This is a genomic window from Cobetia sp. 2AS (genome assembly GCF_029846355.1).
Taxonomy (GTDB): Bacteria; Pseudomonadota; Gammaproteobacteria; order Pseudomonadales; family Halomonadaceae; genus Cobetia; species Cobetia amphilecti.
The window spans coordinates 216027-235684 of sequence record NZ_JARWKQ010000002.1; the positions used below are offsets into that span (position 1 = coordinate 216027).

Here is a 19658-nt window from a genome sequence, read left to right on the forward strand (position 1 = left end):
CAAACACAAGTTCTGTATCACTCTAACAACAAAATGCCAAATTGCTCAATTAAACCCTTAAACTCATCCATGTGATCTTTAGTCAATATTTTGCTATCTCCATGGCCGCTGTAATCTATTAAATTGGCATTCATAAGATCTAGGTATTTAAAATTAATATATTCCTCATCTTTCAAAGTAGATGTGACTATCACTTGCCTTTTACTTTCTCCATATAACGACAACATTTTTTCTTCTTTAGCAGTAGATATTTCTCCATCTCTAAAAGAATCAACCACAATCGGAAAGTTATGATTCATCACATTAGCTAACGCCAATGTTTTACAGAAATAGTATTCTTGCTCTTCGCTTCCAGAGTAGTTCTGATCTTGCTTAGTAAAAATATCAGTAAATCTCATATTGCCATGAGGATCTATATAATGATAAATTCTATTCATTTCATGAACAATATTACGGTAGATGTCGCTACGCTCCGCCTTTGTATTTTTCTCTTTCCGACTTATAACCGATTTTTTATTCTTATGAGCTTTAAGGTTTTTTTCCAACTCAGCTAATCGCAAGTCATAACTATAATCAGAAGTAATATATTCTTGATATAAAACTATTTGCTGAAAATTTACTGGTGTATCTTCAAGCTCTTTTGACAACTTACTCTTCATATGCCTTATATCCAAATCATGCTCTTCAATCTGTATTTCTTTATTGTTAATGCTTTCCCTAATGGAGTTCAAAATTTGATTTCTAACACTCGTATCACTCACATTGAAGACTAAATCATCATTAGAGTAGACTATATTTTTACTACCACAATCATTACAGGACACCCCACCTTCACTTAACTCTTTATTAAGAGAGTTCAACTCACTAATGAGATACTGAAGCTTCGACAGCCGATTCATCTCTCTCTGTCTAGCCCGCATTGATGAAGAAATTCTTTTATTTAAATCATCAATAACCTTTGACTTCATTTCAATAACTTCTGTATCAAACGAAGCCGATGTTATACTTGCAACATTTGAACTTTGACCTATTATGCTGATTTTCTTTTTTAAATCTTTTATTTCTTGCTTCAGCCTAGTGATGCTATTTCGTAAGGACGCCTCATCTTCGTTGTTAGAAGGAATAGCTGATACTTTGCAAAAGCTATATATCATTTCTATAAAATCTTGTTTATTAAACCTCCCTTTTCTAATCAGCCCAGCTGAGGATCTACAATCTTGCCCCACAAAAAAGATTTCGTAAAAAAGGCTTAAATCAACATATACAAGATGTTTATCTTTATATATTTTAGGGATATTAATTATATTTCGATCAATAAAACCTTTAGCTTCAGCTATCGAGTTACAGATCTGAATAGTATCATTATAGATTATTGTAATGGTATTATTCTTCCTTAGAAACTTATAATCTCTCCCATCTATTGCTATCTCAGAATAAAATAATTTGTTTTTATAGTCAAAAGAGCTTGGAAAAATAGAGTCGTATCCTAATGAAAACATCAGGCCTTGTATTACTAAAGTTTTACCCCTGTTATTGTCATTGCTAAATATAATATTTAAACCTTCAGCTAATCTACCCTCAATAAATGATTCATTTGCATCACCAAATGCAATTTTTTTGATCAGCATTATCAACCCCTGATTTAATCATTGAAATAAGATAAAGAAAAGACAATTGATCAAGATAACCTATAAAATCAGAATTTTCAGAAATTACTTCCTCATAGCAAATCTGAATACCTTTTGATGGCCTTGCTTTTAAGTTATTAACAATAGACTCAACAATTGACCAGAAAAGCTTGGCTTTGTTTTTATCGAAAAATGCGCGACTTAAACTTGAATTACATTCTTGAATAATATCTGAAACATCTTCACCATCCATTGTGGGCGCTAATTTTAAAACAGTCGACATAAAAGGGGGTGGGACACCAGCATAAGTAAAAACATCAACCCCAACGAGGCGACTTATAAGCAAGACATTGATATCACTCCGTTGAAGATGTCTTTTATAAGCTATAACCTGAGATGGATGAGTGACCTGCTCACCTTCTATAAAGGAGTTTTTAAGTGAGGACTGCTTATCTCTAATCTCATAAAAAATACTTTCATAAATATCATTTGAAATAGCTCTTTTATTCTTAAAATTAGAAATCCCCTTTATATATTCTGCTTCAGTATTATTATCTTCGACAAATATAACCTTGTCTAAAAATTTTCTGAAACTACAAGGATTTTTATTATATTCAAGTTTACAACAAGAATCCAATATAACCTCTTTAAGCTTTTTCTCTATACCTCGCTTTTGCTTCTTATTTATATTTGAGTAAGTATATACATTAACCCCTTTATCGATTAAATAATTACGATTCAGCTTGGGCACGAACAATATGAACTCATAAAAAAAACCAAACGATGATACATAATTCTTATATAAAGTAAACAAACTTTCTCCAATCTTACTTGGATACATGGTTCTATGGTTTTTACTTTGTACATCCCACAATCTATCAAAGTTTGCATTTAAGCCTGTTACATCATTAAAGCAATCAACAGCAATGGTTTCTATTTCATTGCTATCAGCTCTCATGCCTATTAAAAAAAGCATAGACTTTGTCTCAAAATCTGATGCTTTTTTAGTTGTTATTTCTGTGTTTTTAAAGATATACACGTCATCCTCGACTATTTTTCAGCTTCCGAACCACCGACGGCTGACTGATCCCTGCCCTCTTGGCTATCGCATAGGTGCTGGGCAATTCGGCTGCCATCTCGCGTAACCATTGTGCTTCGATGCGTGCCAGGCCTTCCTTGAGCGTTTCGTTGGGGCCGAGTTTGGGTATTGGCATGGCTACCGCCCCCTCAGCGTCAGACTCTGAGAGGGAATTGGGACTATGAGAGTTATCGGCAGTGGTAAAACTTTCAGTAACGCCTATTCCATTAGATTTGTCATTACTGAAGCCAAATGAATTGCCTAGTCCCTTAGCGTTATTCGTGGAACAAGTGTTGAGCAGTGTTTTCACTGAGTCGCTGTCGATGACATCACTGGGGGCGCTGAGCCAGGCGCGTTCCAGCCAGTTTTCCAGTTCGCGGATATTGCCGAGCCAGTCCTGGCGCATGAGGATGGGCCATAACGAGGCGTCGAGGAGTTTGCGGCGACCGTGACGTTGATTGAGGCGGGAGAGGTGTTGCTCGATCAGGGCGGGAATGTCTTCGCGGCGTTCACGCAGCGGCGGCAGGCTGACGGGGAGCACATTGATGCGGTAGTAGAGGTCGAGGCGGAACTGGCCCTGCTCCACGCGGGCGGCGAGGTCTTGATTGGTGGCGACGACCAGGCGGAAGTCGGCGCGGCGGGTGGTGGTGTCGCCCAGGCGGGTGATCATCCCGTCCTGAATCACCTTGAGCAGCTTGGTCTGGGTGGCCAGCGGCAGCTCACCGATTTCATCGAGGAACAGGGTGCCGCCTTCGGCCTGCTCCATCAGGCCCGCCTTGCCACGGTTGCCCGCGCCGGTGAAGGCACCGGCCTGATAGCCGAACATCTCGGACTCGAACAGGCTCTCGGGGATGGCGCCGCAGTTCACCTCGATGAAGGGGCCGTCGGCACGTTGGCTCCAGCGATGCAGTTGATGGGCGAAGGCCGTCTTGCCGACCCCGGATTCGCCCAGCATCAACACCGTGGCGTTGGTGGGCGCGACCCGCTTGAGCAGCAGTGCTATCTCGCGCATCACCGGGCTTCTGACCTGCAGCTCGCCCAGCTCCAGCGCGGCGTCTTCGCACTCGGCCTGCTTGCGCGCTGATTGTTCACGTTGCCGCTGTTCAGCCTGGCTCTGTGCATATTGCTCCGTGGCCTGGACTGATTGCCCTGCCCCCGCCATTGCCCAATCACCCTCTGCCTGACTGACGCCACCCAGCTCACCGCCACGCGAGTTACGACGCAGGTGATCACTGAAGCGCTGCTGAAGCACCGCGTACTCCTGCTGCAACAGCTGGATATCGGTGAGATCCATTGAGCGGCTGACCACGCACTCGAGCTTGCCCGCGACGAACACCGGATGCGCCTGCGCCACCACCCGCCGCCCGGTGGCGGTGAGCTGCATCATCTGCAGCGTGCGCCCCGTGCGCAGCACCTCCAGGCTGATGGAGGGCTTGAGCACGCCACTGGCTTCCAGCTCATGCACGTTGGCGGCACACAACTCCTCGCGGGTCATGCCATAGACCGCCGCAGCGCCGGGGCTGACATCCATCACCTGCCCATCCGCATTGACCACGAAGTAGTGATCGTGAGCGGTGTCGATGATGGTCTTGAGAATCTGACGGTCGAGCTCTGACATGGCGGGTACCTCATGGTCGAGCCTGTGAATCGGGGCGGGGCTTTCCAGCAGGTCTTTCTATAGCTTCTTTCCAGCGCTTCTTTCTATCAGTTCTTTCCAGCAGTTCTTTCCTGCTGGCCTTCTCGCACTGCGCTTGAAGACACTCTCGATGATGCCCGAATGTGATCCACAAATGAATCAGTGATCCATTTTTGAATCATTAATGACGCACGAGCGATCCACAAATGAATCACTCTGCGACCGCCCTCAAATAAAAATCAATAAAATCAATCGACTAAAAATTGGCATGGTTACTGCAATGCTGGGGTATGCGCCAAGGAAAATCGCCAGCTTTCATGCCACAGTCCGGCAGGCGATCAGGCGAACAATCACAATACCCCGCTCGCCGTCACGTTAGCGCGAGCGACTCAAGACCCTGGAGAGACAGATGAGCGAGTTCAATCAGCCGCTGGGCGGCAACGACATGCCACGTTTCGGCGGCCCGGCCACCATGATGCGTCTGCCGGCTCAGGAAACCGCGGAAGGCCTGGACGCCGCATTCATCGGCATTCCGCTGGACATCGGTACCTCCAACCGTCCGGGCGCACGTCTCGGCCCGCGTCAGATCCGCGATGAATCGCGCATGCTGCGCCCCTACAACATGGCCACCCGCGCCGCGCCCTTCGATAGCCTGCAGGTGGCGGACATCGGCGATGTGCCGATCAACACCTTCCACCTGCCCAAGAGCATGGACATCATCGAGCAGTTCTACGATGAGGTGCTGCGCCACGACTGCGTACCGCTGACACTGGGCGGCGATCACACCGTCACCCTGCCGGTGCTGCGTGCCATCGCCAAGAAGCACGGTCCGGTCGGCCTGATCCACATCGATGCCCACGCCGACGTCAACGACCACATGTTCGGCGAGCCCATCGCCCACGGCACGCCGATTCGCCGCGCCCAGGAAGAAGGCCTGCTCGACAGCAATCGCGTGGTGCAGATCGGCCTGCGTGGCACCGGCTACTCCGCCGATGACTTCGACTGGTGCCGCCAGCAGGGCTTCCGTGTCGAGACCGCCGAGATGTGCTGGTTCAAGTCACTCGCCCCGCTGATGGCCGAAGTGCGCGACATGATGGGCGACCGCCCGGTGTACATCACCTTCGACATCGATGGCCTGGACCCCTCCGTCGCCCCCGGCACCGGCACCGTGGAAGCCGGCGGCCTGACCATGCCGCAGGGCATGGAAATCGTGCGCGGCGCGCGTGGCCTCAACATCGTCGGCGGTGACTTGATGGAAGTCTCCCCGCCCTACGACACCAGCGGCAACACCGCGCTGATGGGCGCGACCCTGCTCTACGAGATGCTGTGCGTACTGCCGGGCGTGCAACAGCGCGACTGATCCACGAACGACCCACGAATGACCCGCTGTCCTGCTGTACCCGCGCCGGAGGCCCGTCCCGCCCTCGGCGCACACAGAATCACCCGAGACGATACGGCATGATGCATCACACAATGCTCGGCTAGAGCCTGACCATTACAACAAGATCTAGGTGACCCGAATGACAACCAGCATCGACTCCGCGGCGGACCATACGCCGCCCCGCGCTATTTCCGACTCTGTCTCAAGTTCCGTATCAAGTTCTGGCTCTGGTGCTGAACAGCCTGAGACCGCCAAGCCACAGAAGGCGCAGAAAGACCTCATCGCCACCCGTCCCGTGCCGCTGACAGCCAGGGGACTGATGAAATTCCTGGTGCCGTCACTGCTCGGCATCAGCTTCTTTTTGGTGCCGTTCAGTGTCGGCGACACCATCAATATCGGCATGGGCCTGATGGCCGATTGGCTCAAGGCCACGCTCGGCAGCGCCTTGCCCGCCATCGCCGTCGCGGTGCTGTGCCTGTCGGTAATCCTCACCGGCTTCGTCAAGCTCGCCAAGCCCGCCTGGGCACGTCAGGGCGCGGCGCATGAGCTGTTCGATGTCTCGCCGGTGTGGTTCGCCATGCGCGCCCTCGGCGCCATCTTCGCGTTGATGACCTACTTCCAGTGGGGGCCGACCCAGATCACCGCGGCCTTCACCGGCGGCGTGATGCTCAATGATCTCGCGCCGGTGCTGCTGACCTTCTTCTTCTTCGCGGCCATTCTGCTGCCGCTGCTGGTCGACTTCGGCTTCATGGAATTCATCGGCAGCCTGGTGCGTCGTCCGTTCCGCGCCATCTTCAATCTGCCCGGGCGCAGCGCCATCGATGCCACCGCCTCGTGGATGGGTTCCGGCACCGTCGGCGTGCTGATCACCACCCAGCAGTACGAGCAGGGCTTCTACAGCAAGCGTGAAGCGGCGGTGATCGCCACCAACTTCTCGGTGGTCTCGATCGCCTTCGCGTTGCTGGTCACCAGCTTCATGAACATCAACCACCTGTTCGTGCCCTTCTATCTGACCGTCGTCATCGCGGGCCTGATCGCCGCCGTCATCGTGCCGCGTCTGCCGCCGCTGTCGCGCAAGCGTGATGACTACCACGAGCCGGTCGGCTGTCAGATCAGTGAAGAGAACCAGAGCGACTGTGGCGTGCTGCGCTACTCACTCGGCATGGCGGTCGCGCGCGCCGAGCATGCGCCGGGCCCGCTCAAGCTGGTGAAATCGGCCGGCTTCAACGTGGCGGACATCTTCCTCGGCCTGCTGCCGGTGGTGATCGCCATCGGCACCGTGGCGCTGATGCTGGCCGAGTTCACGCCGGTCTTCACCTGGCTCTCCTACCCGATGATCCCGCTGCTGGAACTGCTGCAGATTCCCCACGCGGCAGAGGCAGCCCCAGCGACGCTGGTCGGCTTTGCCGACATGTTCCTGCCGGCGGTGCTGGCCAAGGACATCGACAGCGAACTGACCCGCTTCGTGATCGCCTGCCTGTCGCTGACCCAGTTGATCTACATGTCCGAGATCGGTGCCCTGCTGCTCAAGTCGAAGATTCCGCTCAAGATCTGGGAACTGGTGGCCATCTTCGTGCTGCGCACGCTGATCACCCTGCCGATCATCGCCGGTATCGCGCATCTGTTCGTGTTCTGAGCCAAGCGGGCACTCAACTTGTTTCTCATCTCATACGGGAGCACCACGGTGCTCCCGTCATTGGAATAACCTGCCATGACTTGTGCTGAACTCCTGATCCGACTGCTGCGTGACACCTACGGCGTCGACACCGTCTTCGGTATTCCCGGCGTGCATACCGTCGAGCTCTACCGTGGCCTGGAGCCGGATGCCGATCCCGCCGCGCGCAGCATTCGCCACGTCACCCCGCGCCATGAACAGGGCGCCGGCTTCATGGCCGATGGCTATGCCCGCAGCACCGGCAAGCCCGGGGTGTGCTTTATCATCACCGGCCCGGGGATGACCAACATCACCACCGCGATGGGCCAGGCGCTGGCCGACTCCATCCCGATGCTGGTGATCTCCAGCGTCAATCGCACCGACACCCTCGGCCGTGGCCAGGGGCGTCTGCACGAACTGCCCAGCCAGCAGCAACTGGTATCGGGCGTGGCGCGCTTCAGCCACACCCTGCTCGACCCGTCCGCGCTGCCGGAAGTGCTGGCCCGCGCCTTCGCGCTGTTCGAGGGTGCCCGCCCAGGCCCCGTGCATATCGAGATTCCCATTGACCTGTTCAATGCCGAGATCCCACCGCCCGCCGGTCGCACCACGCATGACTTCACGCGTCCGCGCATCGGCCGCCTCGCGCCGGACCCGGCCCTGCTCGCTGAGGCCTTGAGCCTGCTGCAGGGCGCCGAGCGTCCGCTGGTGCTGCTGGGCGGGGGCTGTGTCACCGCACCCGACGCGGCCCGCCAGCTGGTGGAGGCGCTCGATGCCCCCACCGTCACCACCATCAATGCCAAGGGCCTGCTGGGCGGCGCCCACCCGCTGGATCTCGGCGCCAATGCCGCGCTGCCTGCGGTACGTGAACTGGCGCGCGACGCCGATGTGGTGCTGGCGATCGGTACCGAACTTGGCGAGACAGACTATGACGTGGTGTTCGATGATGGCTTCGTGATCGGCGGTCAGCTGATCCGCATCGATATCGACCCCGAACAGCTGGCGCGCAACCAGCAGGCGACACTCGCCATCGTCGCCGATGCTGGCCTGGCGCTGGAGACTCTCGCCGCGCGTGTCGCCGGCGGCTTGGGCGAAACCTATGATAAGACGGCTGAGACGGCTGACGCAGAGGCAGGCAAGACACGCGGCGCGCAGATTACCGCTGCCACGCTTGAGGCCCTCGCGCTGCCGACTGACCCGGCCTTCGCGCCCTACGTGCCGCTGTTCGATACCCTGCAGCAAGCACTGCCGGATGCGATCTGGGTCGGCGATTCCTGCGCGACCGTCTACGCCGCCAATCATCTGCTCAGCCAGCCGGCACCGCGCCGCTACTTCAATGCCTCCACAGGCTACGGCACGCTCGGCTACGGCCTGCCCGCCGCGATGGGCGCGACCCTGGGCCGCCCGGACCTGCCGGTGATCGCGCTGGTCGGCGATGGCGGCATCATGTTCACGCTGTCCGAACTCGCCTGCGCAGTGGAAGAACAGCTGCCGGTGGTGATCGTGCTGTGGCACAACCAGGGCTATGAAGAGATCCGCCGCTTCATGGACAACGCCGGCGTCACGCGCCTGGGCGTCGACATCAAGGCCCCCGACTTCCAGCTGCTCGCCCAGGGCTTCGGCTGCGCCGCCGTGGCGATCGACTCCCCCCATGAGCTGGCGACAGCGATCAGCGAGCGCGACGCAAGCGCCCCGCTGCTGGTGGAAATCGACGCGGCGGCGTGGCAGCGCTCAATCGCCGGCTGAGTCCGGCTAGGCGCAGCGCTCCACTATCTTGAACAATGTCCGCCTGTGCCCTTGAGGTGGCAGGCGGCAAGGAACTCTCATGCCAGAAATGACCAAGCCAACAATGTCCATGCACAAGCTCGATCATCAGTTCATCAACAACGAGTGGGTCAAGTCCCACGGCGAGCGTCGTCTGGCGGTCACCAATCCCTTCGAGGAGACCGTCATCGCCGAGGTGACGGCGGGTGATGCGCGTGATGTACAGGCCGCCGTCGCGGCCGCCGCCGATGCCTTCGAGGGTTGGCAGGCACTGAGTGGCGCCGAGCGTGCGGTCTATCTGGAGGCCTTCGCCGAGGGGCTGACGTCACGCCGGGAAGCGCTGGTGGAGATGTCGTGTCGCAACAACGGCAAGATTCGCGCCGAGGCCGAGATCGATCTCGATGATGCCATTGGCTGCTACCGCTATTACGCCGCCCAGGCACGCGCGCTGGATGCGCGTCAGGGTGCGGAGGTCGCGCACGATGTCGAAGGCTATGCCGCGCACACCTATCACGAGCCGGCAGGCGTGGTGGGACTGATCACGCCGTGGAACTTCCCGCTGGTCACCAGCGCCTGGAAGGTCGCGCCGGCGCTCGCCGCGGGCTGCACCCTGGTGATCAAGCCGTCTGAAGTGACGCCGCTGCCGGAACAGGTGATGGCCGAGATCGCGCTGGAAGCCGGTCTGCCGGCAGGCGTATTCAACCTGCTGCACGGCGATGGCGAGGGCATCGGCGCGCCGCTGACCCGTCATCCGCGCATCGACAAGATTTCCTTCACCGGCAGCAATGTGGTCGGCGAGAAGGTCATGCAGGCCGCGGCCTGCGGCACGCGCGGCGTCTCTCTCGAGCTTGGCGGCAAGTCGCCGATCATCGTGCTCGACGATGCCGATGTCGAGCAAGCCGCCGACTGGGTGATGGCGGGCATCTACTTCAATGCCGGTCAGATCTGCTCTGCCACCTCGCGCCTGCTGGTGCATGAGGCCATCGCCGATGAGCTGCACGCCGCGCTTGCCAGCCGCATCGATGCACTGGTGCTGGGTGACCCGCTGGACGCCGCGACCCAGATGGGCCCGATGACCAGTGCCCGCCAGCGCGACACCGTGCTGAGCTATCTGAACGTGGCGCGCGAGGAAGGCCTGACGGCGCTGCGCGATGGCACCCATCGCAGCCTGCCAGGCAAGGGCTACTTCGTGGCGCCGACCCTTTACACCGATGTGCCGGAAGAAAGCCGTCTGTGGCGTGAGGAGATCTTCGGGCCGGTGCTGTGCTCGCGCCGCGTGGCCGATGAAGCCGAGGCGATCCGCCTCGCCAATGACTGCGATTTCGGGCTGGTGGCCACGGTGGTCAGCGGCGACGCTCGCCGCGCCCAGCAGCTCGGCCGTCGCCTGCGTGCCGGGGTGGTGTGGTACAACAGCGAGCAGCTGCCGCTGGTGCAAGCCAGCTGGGGGGGCTTCAAGCGCAGCGGCATCGGCCGTGAGCTGGGACCTTGGGGCCTGGCGGGCTATCTGGAGGTCAAGCACATCATCGGCCCGGTACTTGAGTGAACGTATTGACTGAACGTATTGACTGAGCATCTTGTGTGACCAGATGACAAAACGCCCCGCCTCGGCAATCACCGAGGCGGGGCGTTTTCGTTTACGGCTCTTTATGGAAACCAGCTACATCTCCTACTTCTCCTATCAGCCGACCGCCGCCGTCTGGCTGATGCCGTCCCGCGCGCAGGACTGGCCGCAGTGGCTGCCGTGAATGCTCAGCGCCTGCCAGGCATCGAAGGTGCTGAGATAGATGTCGCCGCCGAGATTGGCCGGCAGCTCCGAGCACTTGAGGCGGTCCATCACCGGGCCCTTCACCTCACTCAGATGCAGCTTCACGCCAGCGGCGCTCAGGCGCTCATTGATGACTTCCAGGCTTTCCAGTGCCGAGGCGTCGATCAGATTGACCGCCTGACAGGCCAGCACCAGGTGCTTGAGCGAGGGGCGTTCGGCCATCAGCGCCAGCACGGTGTCTTCCAGATAGCGTGCATTGGCGAAATACAGACTCTCGTCGATGCGCAGAATCGCCAGTTCGGGGTCGGTCTCCACCTCATGACGCTCGACATTGCGAAAGTGCTCGCTGCCCGGCACGCGCCCGACCAGCGCACTGTGCGGCTGGCTGGTGCGCTTGAGATAGAGCCCCAGCGACACGGCGATGCCGACGATGATGCCGCTCTCCACCCCATGCACGAGGGTGATGATCAGCGTGATCATCAGCGCCGCACCGTCACCCTTCGAGTAGCGGAAGGTGCGCTCGATCGCCGCGATATCGATCAGGCTGGTGGTGGCGACGATGATGATCGCCGCCAGCGTCGCGCGCGGCAGCCACGCCAGCCAGTCGGTCAGCCACAGGCTGGCGAGCAGAATGCCGATGGCGGTGAAGGCCCCCGCCAAGGGCGTAGCGGCGCCGGCATCGAAGTTGACCACCGAGCGCGACAGCCCGCCCGAGATCGGCATGCCACCGCTGACGCCTGCGCCCATGTTGGAGACACCCAGCGCGATCAGCTCCTTGTCGGGGTCGATGCGCTGACGGCGCCTCGCGGCGAGAGTCTGGGCAAGCGCCAGCGATTCGACGAAGCCGACCACGCTGATCAAGAGTGCCGAGATCAGCAGACCCGACCAGTCATGGCTGACAAGGCTCGGCAGGCTGAGGTCGGGCAGCCCGCCGGGCACGGCACCGACCAGCGCCATGCCGCGCTCGCCCTGCTCAAGTTGTTCGCCCTGAACGAGAGGATCACTCAGGCCCCAGGCCAGCAGGCTGGAGACGATGACGGCGATGATCGGCGTGGTCTTGCACAGCATGCCCGCCGCGCTCTCGCTCATCCGCAAGGCCATCAGGCCCTGCTTGAGATGGCGGCGTGCCAGGATCAGCCACGCCAGGCAGCCCAGCCCGATGGCGAGTGTCGGCCAGTGCAGCTCTTGCGCGCCTGACGACAGCGACTCGCCCATCGCGATCAGATTGCCGCCGCTCAGGCTCAGGCCAGTGATGGGTCCGAGCTGACTGGCGATGATCAGGATGCCCGAGGCGGTCATGAAGCCCGAGATCACCGGGTGGCTGATGAAATTCACCAGCACTCCCAGGCGCAACAGCCCCATGGCGATCAGCATCGCGCCGGAGAGAAAGGCCAGCAGCAGCGCGGTGGCCAGCATCTCGGGCGTGGAGAGCGCCGCGCCATCGGTGCCGCTCATGCCCGCGATCGCCGAGGCCGTCATCAGCGAGATGATCGCCACCGGCCCCACCGCCAGGGTGCTGCTGGTGCCGAACAGCGCATACAGCACCAGCGGCAACATGCTGGCGTAGAGGCCGACCTGCGCCGGCAGCCCCGCCAGCAGTGCATAGGCCAGCGCCTGAGGCACCAGCATGACGCTGACGATCACCGCCGCCAGCAGATCACGCCCGAGACTGTGGCGGTCATAGTGGGCAAGCCAACCCGCCAGCGGCAGCCAGCGGGCAAGCGACGTCCCCTTTGCCTCTCGAACCGGCTCAGACATCGCGTGACGCCGGACGCGCCAGCCATTCGTGGCCCTTGAGCATCAGGTTCCAGTAGATGAACGGCAGCCCCCGCGCCTTGAGCTGCCAGGCCAGGCGAGTCGGGCGCGTGCCGTCATTGACCCACTTGGGGAAGGTGGGCTGCAGTTCACCGCCATAACCGAATTCCGCCAGCACGATACGGCCGTTCTCCACCGTCAGCGGGCAGGAGCCATAGCCCCGATAGCCTGCGGTGAGCGCGCCACCGGTCAGCGTGGCCAGCAGGTTCTCGACCACCACGGGGGACTGCTTGCGCACCGCCGCGGCGGTCTTGGCATTCGAGGTACCGCTGACATCGCCCAGCCCGAAGATGTCGGGATGGCCCATGTGCTGCAGGGTCTCGGGCTCGAGATCCAGCCAGCCAGCGGCATTGGCCAGCCCGGATTGTGCGATCAACGCCGGTGCCTTCTGCGGCGGCACCACATGCAGCATGTCGAAGGGCTGCTCGACGATCTGTGGCTCGCCGCCCTCCTCGGCTGCCGGCACCTCGAAGCGTGCCGTCTGCGTCTTGCCATCCACCGCGACCAGCCGCTGATGGAACCTGACATCGATGCCGTAGCCCGCGACCGCCTCTTCCAGCGCTGGCACGTAGGCCGGCACGCCGAACATCACGCCGCCGGCGTTGTGGAAGCTGACCTCGAGCTGCGACAGCACGTTCTCGCGCTGCCAGTGATCGCAGGCCAGATACATCGCCTTTTGCGGCGCACCGGCGCACTTGATGGGCATCGGCGGCTGGGTAAACAGCGCCTTGCCGCCCTTGAGGGTCTGCACCAGCTGCCAGGTATAGGGCGCGAGATCATAGCGATAGTTGGAGGTGACGCCATTTTCGCCCAGCGTCTCCTCCAGCCCGTCGATGGCGCCCCAGTCCAGCTCCAGCCCGATGGCGATCACCAGACGCTCGTAGCGCAGGCGATGGCCATTGCCGAGCGTGACTTCGTGCGCCTCGGCATCGATGCCGGTGGCCGTATCGCGATACCAGTGCACGCCCTTGGGCATCACCGAGTGCATCGGCTTGCGCGTGAATTCCGGCGTGAAGATGCCGCCACCGACCATCGTCCAGCCCGGCTGATAGCTGTGCTGCTCGGCGGGCTCGACGATGGCGATGTCCATGCCCGGCTGGCGCTTGAGCAGACTGGCCGCCACCGCGATACCGCCGGCCCCGCCACCGATGATCACTACCTTGTGAGCGTTGGGTGCCAGGCGGTGATTGGCGGCGCGGGTCGCTTCCGAGGCCGAATCAGCCCCCTGGTTGTCACAAGGCGTCGTTGCAGAATCCGAAACTGGCGGGGTCTGTGGCGTGCTCTGGCTCATCGATAAGGCTCCCTTCGCGGAAATTCGTCCATTTGAGTCACAAAATTACGTAAGCAAGCTACATAGGCAAAGTGCCTGGACATACTCCCTGCCGGCATGGCAGCCATCACAGCTGATCAAACGGCAGGTTGAGCGGAATCTTGAGATAGGCGCGACCGTTGTCTTCCGCCGGCGGCATCTGGCCGGCACGCATGTTCACCTGCACCGCCGGCAGCATCAGACGCGGCATGCCAAGCCCGGCATCACGCTTGGTACGCATGTCGACGAAGGCCTGCTCATCGATGCCGTCATGCACATGAATATTGTGCTCACGCTGCTCACCCACCGACGTCTGACAGCAGAAGCCTTCCCGCCCTTCGGCCGAATAATCATGGCACAGGAAGATGCGCGTGCTGCCCGGAAGCGAAAGCACCTTGTGAATCGAGCGATACAGCGTACGCGCATCGCCGCCGGGGAAATCGCAGCGCGCGGTGCCGTAATCGGGCATGAACAGGGTATCGCCGACGAAGACGGCGTCGCCGATCACGTAGCTGACGCAGGCCGGCGTATGACCCGGCGTATGCAGCACGCGGCATTCAAGCCCCCCGATCGCCAGGCTGTCGCCCTCTTCCAGCAAGCGATCGAACTGGCGGCCATCACGCGCGAAGCCCGCCTCGGCGGCGAAGATATCGGCAAAGATGTCCTGCACTTCGCGTATGCGCGCCCCGATCGCCAGCTGGCAATCCAGCTTGCCTTTCAGATAGGCGGCCGCTGACAGATGGTCGGCGTGGACGTGGGTCTCGAGAATCCACGTCACCTCGAGGGACTCAGCTTCGATATGCGCAAGCAAGGCATCCGCTGAGCGGGTACTGGTGTGGCCTGCGGGATAATCGAAGTCGAGCACGGGATCGATGATCGCGCACTGGCGGGACTGCGGGTCGCGCACCAGGTGCGTGAAGGTGTTGCTGTCTTCGTCGAAGAAGCTCTCGACCTGGGGGCGCTGTGTTGAGGTTGCCATCTTCCGACCTCCTGCTTCGCTCAAGGATTGATGTCTCAAGCCTACGCTTGCAGCTGCAATAACGCAAAATAGAATAACGTTAAAACCATAAAGAATAACAATAAGGCGTTTTCAATAACCTATTGTTCTAGCTATTGAATTTCCGAATAGGCAATTAGCGACATCCCTCAACGAAATGCCTTTCACCATAAGGTATAGCTGATAGAAAGAATCGCACACGCTATGCTGACATTGCGCGGTGACACGATTCAGCCATACAATCTTGAACGATTAAGCTTCACAAGTTGCTGTCACTTACCCTAGCCCTCATTGGACGAGCTACGCCATGTCACGAATACTTCAATGGTCGATCACGGTTGCCCTCGCCGGCTTCCTGTTCGGTTTCGATACCGCCGTCATCTCGGGGGCGGATACCTCACTGCAGAGCCAGTGGGGTCTGAGCGATCTCAACCACGGCCTCATCATCATGTCGATGGCCCTGTGGGGCACGGTGATCGGCGCCATCTTCGGCAACTGGCCGACCGATCGCTTCGGGCGCCGCGCCACGCTGATCGGCATCGGTATCCTCTATCTGGTCTCGGCGCTGGGGTCGGCGCTGGCCACTGACCCTTATGTGTTCTCGTTCTTCCGTCTGCTGGGCGGGCTGGGCGTGGGGGCCTCATCCGTCGCGGCGCCTATCTACATCTCGGAAATCGCTCCGCGCAAGCGGCGTGGTGCGCTGGTCGGGCTCTATCAGTTCAATATCGTCTTCGGGATCCTGATCGCCTTCGTCTCCAACTACTTCATCGGCTTCATCGATGGTGAGAACTGGCGCTGGATGCTGGGCGTGGAAGCCGTGCCGGCCGCGCTCTATCTGTTGATGATCTGCAAGGTGCCGCGCAGCCCGCGCTGGTTGATCCTCAAGCGCAACGATGAGGCGGCCGCCGCCGAGATCATCGCGCTGATCAACCCCAAGGCCGATATCGCCGAGGAAATCGCCATCATCCGCGGCACCGAAAGCGAGGCAAGTGCCAAGCAGCATACCCGTCTGTTCGCCTGGCGCTATCGTCTGCCGGTGCTGTTCGCCTTCCTGATCGCGGCCTTCAATCAGCTCTCCGGCATCAACTTCATCATCTATTACGCGCCGCGCATTCTGGCCGAGGCGCAGTTGGAAGCGAGTGCTGCCCTGCTCTCGACGGCGGGCATCGGGGTGATCAACCTCGTCTTCACCCTGCTGGGCATGTCGCTGATCGACAAGCTGGGGCGCCGCACCCTGATCAAGATCGGCTCTGCCGGCTATCTGGTGTCGCTGTGCCTGATCGCCTGGGCCTTCCATCTCGAGGACTTCTCCGCCATGGGCGGCTACGGTGTGCCGGTGCTGTTGGGCGTGTTCATCGCGGCGCATGCCATGAGCCAGGGCACGGTGATCTGGGTGTTCATCTCCGAGATATTCCCCAACAAGGTACGTGCCATGGGCCAGTCCTTCGGCAGCTCCGTGCACTGGATCTTCGCGGCGCTGATCGCGCTGCTGATGCCGACCATCCTCAGCCACTTCAGCGGCGGGCCGGTGTTTGCCTTCTTCGCCGTCATGATGCTGCTGCAACTGGTGTTCGTGCTGTTCTTCATGCCCGAGACCAAGGGTGTCTCGCTTGAGGACCTGCAGGGCCGTCTGATCCGCCCTTCGCGCAAGGAGAAGGAGCAGGAACAGGCCGCGGCACTCGCGCCACAGGGCAACTGAGGCTCTTGACGATCGGGCTTTGAAGCCTGGACTCGAATAACGCTCTACAGACGCCGACACCCCGCCCTGTGCGGGGTGTCGGCGTTTATGGCTCTGGCAGCCATGCCCGTCAGCCCCCCCCGCCGAGCGTCGCCTCACGATATAAGAGCGGCTCCGCTACCCACAACGCACATGGCTTGCTGCCCTCCTCCTGCGCTGACGCGCGCCAGATCGCTACGTGCAAATAGCGTGGTATCGTCGCCGGCTCAATCGCCAGCCAGAGCGGCGATTTTCAGCGCCATATGTCGGGATTATTACGGATATATTCTTTGGTCTCGTCATTCTTGCCAAGCTAATCAAAACAGTGAAAAGATCGCTTCCGAAACGTTTCGGGTAACGGTTTCTGCTCATAGTTACCGCAAAGGAAAAGTGCCATGCCGCCGAACATCACACTCAAGCACCTCGCCAGCCAGCTGGGCCTGTCAGTCACGACGGTCTCGCGGGCATTGGGCGGATTCGAGGATGTCAGCGCCACGACCCGTGAGCGGGTGCAGGCCTACGCCAGTGAAGTGGGCTACAAGCCCAATCAGAGTGCACGCCGCCTGAAGACAGGCCGCACCTCCTCGGTGGGCTACATCATGAACGGCGCTCAGGGCGACTTTCGTGATCAGTTCAACACCCGCCTGCTGGTCGCATTGGGCCAGGCGCTGCACGACGCCGCACCGGAACATGACCTCATCGTCACCACGGTGCCCGAGGACCGCGACGAGCTGGACACCTACAAGCGCTTCATCGATGGCGGCAAGGTCGATTCCTTCGTGGTGGCCCGTACCCGCATTCAGGACCCGCGCGTCGACTTCCTGCTCGACAGCGGCATCCCCTTCGTCACTCACGGTCGTACCGGCCGCGCCAGCCAGCACGACTGGGTCGACATCAATGCCGCCGACGGCTTCATGCGCGCCACCCGCCATCTGATTGGCCTGGGCCATCGCAATATCCTGTTCCTCAATTTCTTCAGCGACCTCTACACCGCCGTCGAACGTGAGACCGGCTATCTGCAGGCCATGCACGACGCCGGCCTCGCGCCCAGCTCGCGCCATTGCCCGCACGGCTATGCCAGCGCCTATCAGGTCGCCCAGGAAGCGCTGTCCGGGGCCAACGCCCCCACCGCCTTCGTGTGTGCCAGCGACATCTTCGCCTACGGCGTGATGGAAGCGGTCAGCGCCTGCGGCCATACACCCGGCGAGGACATCGCCATCATCGGCGCCGATAACCTGCCGCCGCAGATGTACCGCCAGCCCAGCCTCAGCACCCTGGACATCTCGTTCGAGACCGTCAGTCAGGCGCTGATCGAACTGGTGCTGGCGCCGCAGGAGGGCGCGCCACGCCATCGCTGCTTCGATTACGACCTGCTGCTGCGCGATACCACTGCCTGAGCACACATGCCTGAGCACACAGGATCATCGACTGATTTCACGACGCCAGACGCCTGACCGCAAAACGCCTGATCTGAAAATGCCATCGCCAGAACGTGGTCAGCGTGACGCCAGAAAAACAACACCCGACCGGGGAGACCTCCATGCGCAAGATGCCAACCGCCCTCGCTTTGCTGGCGCTGCTGGGCAGTACGTCCGCCCTCGCTGACATCACCTTCTTCAGCACCCAGGCCAGACCGCTGGAAGAGGCCCAGCAGATGCGCGAGATCGCGCTGGCACCCTACGCCGAGGCCATCAATTACATGCCGCAGGAGACGGGCACCTTCCTGTCGCGTCTCGAGGCGGAGAAGACCAGCCCCGATGGCGCGCTGGATCTGCTCGGCGGGCTGCACGGCGAACTGGGGTCGCTGACGCCCAGCATTCTGGCGCCGCTGGATGACCTGCAAGGCTCGCTTGCGGACGCGGGCATCAGCCAGCAGTACATGACGCTGGGCAAGCTGGGCGGCGACCAGCAGCGCTACATTCCGTGGATGCAGGCGACCTACATCATGGCCGCCAATCGCAAGGCGCTGCCCTACCTGCCCGAAGGCGCCGACCTGAATGCGCTGAGCTATGACGAGCTACTGGCCTGGGGCCGCAACATGCAGGAGGCCACCGGCAGCCCCAAGCTGGGCTTCCCGGCCGGTCGCAAGGGGCTGATCCACCGCTTCCTGGAAGGCTATCTCTACCCGTCCTTCACCCACTCGGTGGTGCGTGAGTTCCGCAGCGATGATGCCGTGGCCATGTGGCAGAAGTTCCGCGAGATCTGGGCGGTGACCAATCCGCGCTCCACCGCCTACGGCTTCATGCAGGAACCGCTGCTCAATGGCGAGGTGTGGGTCGCCTTCGATCACACCGCGCGCTTGAAGGATGCCTTCAACAAGCAGCCGGATCAGTACGTGGCCTTCCCGGCCCCCGCCGGCCCCAGCGGACGCGGCTACATGCCGGTGGTCGCCGGTCTGGCAGTGCCCGCCAATGCCACGAATCCCGATGCCTCGCGCAAGCTGATCCGCTATCTGATGACGCCGGAAGCCCAGATTCGCACCCTGCGGGCCACCAACTTCTTCCCGGTGGTGGAGGCTGAACTGCCCGATGACCTGCCCGCCAGCATTCGCATGTCCGGCAAGGCGGTCGCGGCCCAGTCCTCCGCCGATGACGCCGTGCTCTCGCTGCTGCCCAGCGGCCTGGGCCAGCAGTCGGGCCTGTTCAACAAGATCTACCGCGATGCCTTCGTGCAGATCGTACTGCGCGACGCCGACATCGAGGAGACGCTGGATATCCTCGCCCCGCGCCTGCAGACGCTGATCAACACATCAGGTGCAGGCTGCTGGCTCCCGGATACGCCCAGCGACGGCCCCTGCCCGGTCAAGTAAGCCGCTGGCGCCAGAACGCAACACTCAGGAACGCAACACTCGCCACACACGCAGCACTCGCAACACAGCAGCAGCAACGGCACCCCCCGACGGGTCGCCATGACGGTA

General features: G+C 59.5%; 13 protein-coding genes. 7 read left to right on the plus strand and 6 right to left on the minus strand.

What is annotated here, in order from left to right:
• Window positions 1-17: 17 nt before the first annotated feature.
• From QD356_RS06125 to QD356_RS06135, 3 genes are read right to left on the minus strand one after another with little or no spacing between them, the layout of a single operon-like run.
• Window positions 18-1628, minus strand: coding sequence for a hypothetical protein (locus tag QD356_RS06125; RefSeq protein ID WP_192838905.1), 1611 nt, complete (start codon window positions 1626-1628; stop codon window positions 18-20).
• Window positions 1600-2667: a hypothetical protein gene (locus QD356_RS06130; protein WP_192838906.1), complete on the minus strand. Its 1068-nt coding sequence runs from the start codon at window positions 2665-2667 to the stop codon at window positions 1600-1602. Before QD356_RS06130 ends, QD356_RS06125 begins: the two co-directional genes overlap by 29 nt.
• A gap of 1 nt (window position 2668) precedes the next feature.
• Window positions 2669-4324, minus strand: a complete 1656-nt coding sequence (locus tag QD356_RS06135; RefSeq protein WP_225996573.1) for a sigma 54-interacting transcriptional regulator — start codon at window positions 4322-4324, stop codon at window positions 2669-2671.
• A gap of 427 nt (window positions 4325-4751) precedes the next feature.
• On the opposite strand from QD356_RS06135, the gene speB reads away from it, so the two are divergent.
• From speB to QD356_RS06155, 4 genes are all read left to right on the plus strand, one after another.
• Window positions 4752-5702 (plus strand): agmatinase, encoded by a 951-nt coding sequence (speB, locus tag QD356_RS06140; RefSeq protein WP_054556970.1) that lies wholly within the window; start codon window positions 4752-4754, stop codon window positions 5700-5702.
• A 340-nt stretch (window positions 5703-6042) separates the two neighbouring features.
• On the plus strand, window positions 6043-7359 hold the full coding sequence (locus QD356_RS06145) for a YjiH family protein (protein WP_192838907.1): 1317 nt from the start codon (window positions 6043-6045) through the stop codon (window positions 7357-7359).
• A gap of 75 nt (window positions 7360-7434) precedes the next feature.
• On the plus strand, window positions 7435-9120 hold the full coding sequence (locus QD356_RS06150) for a 5-guanidino-2-oxopentanoate decarboxylase (RefSeq protein WP_192838908.1): 1686 nt from the start codon (window positions 7435-7437) through the stop codon (window positions 9118-9120).
• Between the two features lie 79 nt (window positions 9121-9199).
• Complete coding sequence (locus QD356_RS06155) at window positions 9200-10681, plus strand: aldehyde dehydrogenase family protein (RefSeq protein ID WP_225996574.1); 1482 nt, start codon at window positions 9200-9202, stop codon at window positions 10679-10681.
• Between the two features lie 135 nt (window positions 10682-10816).
• Here QD356_RS06155 and QD356_RS06160 read toward each other — a convergent pair whose 3' ends face one another.
• From QD356_RS06160 to QD356_RS06170, 3 genes are all read right to left on the minus strand, one after another.
• Window positions 10817-12661: a SulP family inorganic anion transporter gene (locus QD356_RS06160; protein WP_192838909.1), complete on the minus strand. Its 1845-nt coding sequence runs from the start codon at window positions 12659-12661 to the stop codon at window positions 10817-10819.
• Window positions 12654-14009, minus strand: a complete 1356-nt coding sequence (locus QD356_RS06165) for an FAD/NAD(P)-binding oxidoreductase (RefSeq protein WP_192838910.1) — start codon at window positions 14007-14009, stop codon at window positions 12654-12656. Before QD356_RS06165 ends, QD356_RS06160 begins: the two co-directional genes overlap by 8 nt.
• Window positions 14010-14115: 106 nt before the next feature.
• Window positions 14116-15006, minus strand: coding sequence for an MBL fold metallo-hydrolase (locus QD356_RS06170; RefSeq protein ID WP_192838911.1), 891 nt, complete (start codon window positions 15004-15006; stop codon window positions 14116-14118).
• Between the two features lie 325 nt (window positions 15007-15331).
• On the opposite strand from QD356_RS06170, the gene QD356_RS06175 reads away from it, so the two are divergent.
• From QD356_RS06175 to QD356_RS06185, 3 genes are all read left to right on the plus strand, one after another.
• Entirely contained in the window at window positions 15332-16723 is a 1392-nt protein-coding gene (locus QD356_RS06175; protein ID WP_054556975.1) for a sugar porter family MFS transporter, read from the plus strand.
• 413 nt (window positions 16724-17136) lie between these two features.
• Complete coding sequence (locus QD356_RS06180) at window positions 17137-18138, plus strand: substrate-binding domain-containing protein (protein WP_192838912.1); 1002 nt, start codon at window positions 17137-17139, stop codon at window positions 18136-18138.
• Window positions 18139-18281: 143 nt separating this feature from the next.
• Complete coding sequence (locus QD356_RS06185; RefSeq protein WP_054556977.1) at window positions 18282-19550, plus strand: ABC transporter substrate-binding protein; 1269 nt, start codon at window positions 18282-18284, stop codon at window positions 19548-19550.
• The last annotated feature ends 108 nt before the right edge of the window (window positions 19551-19658 follow it).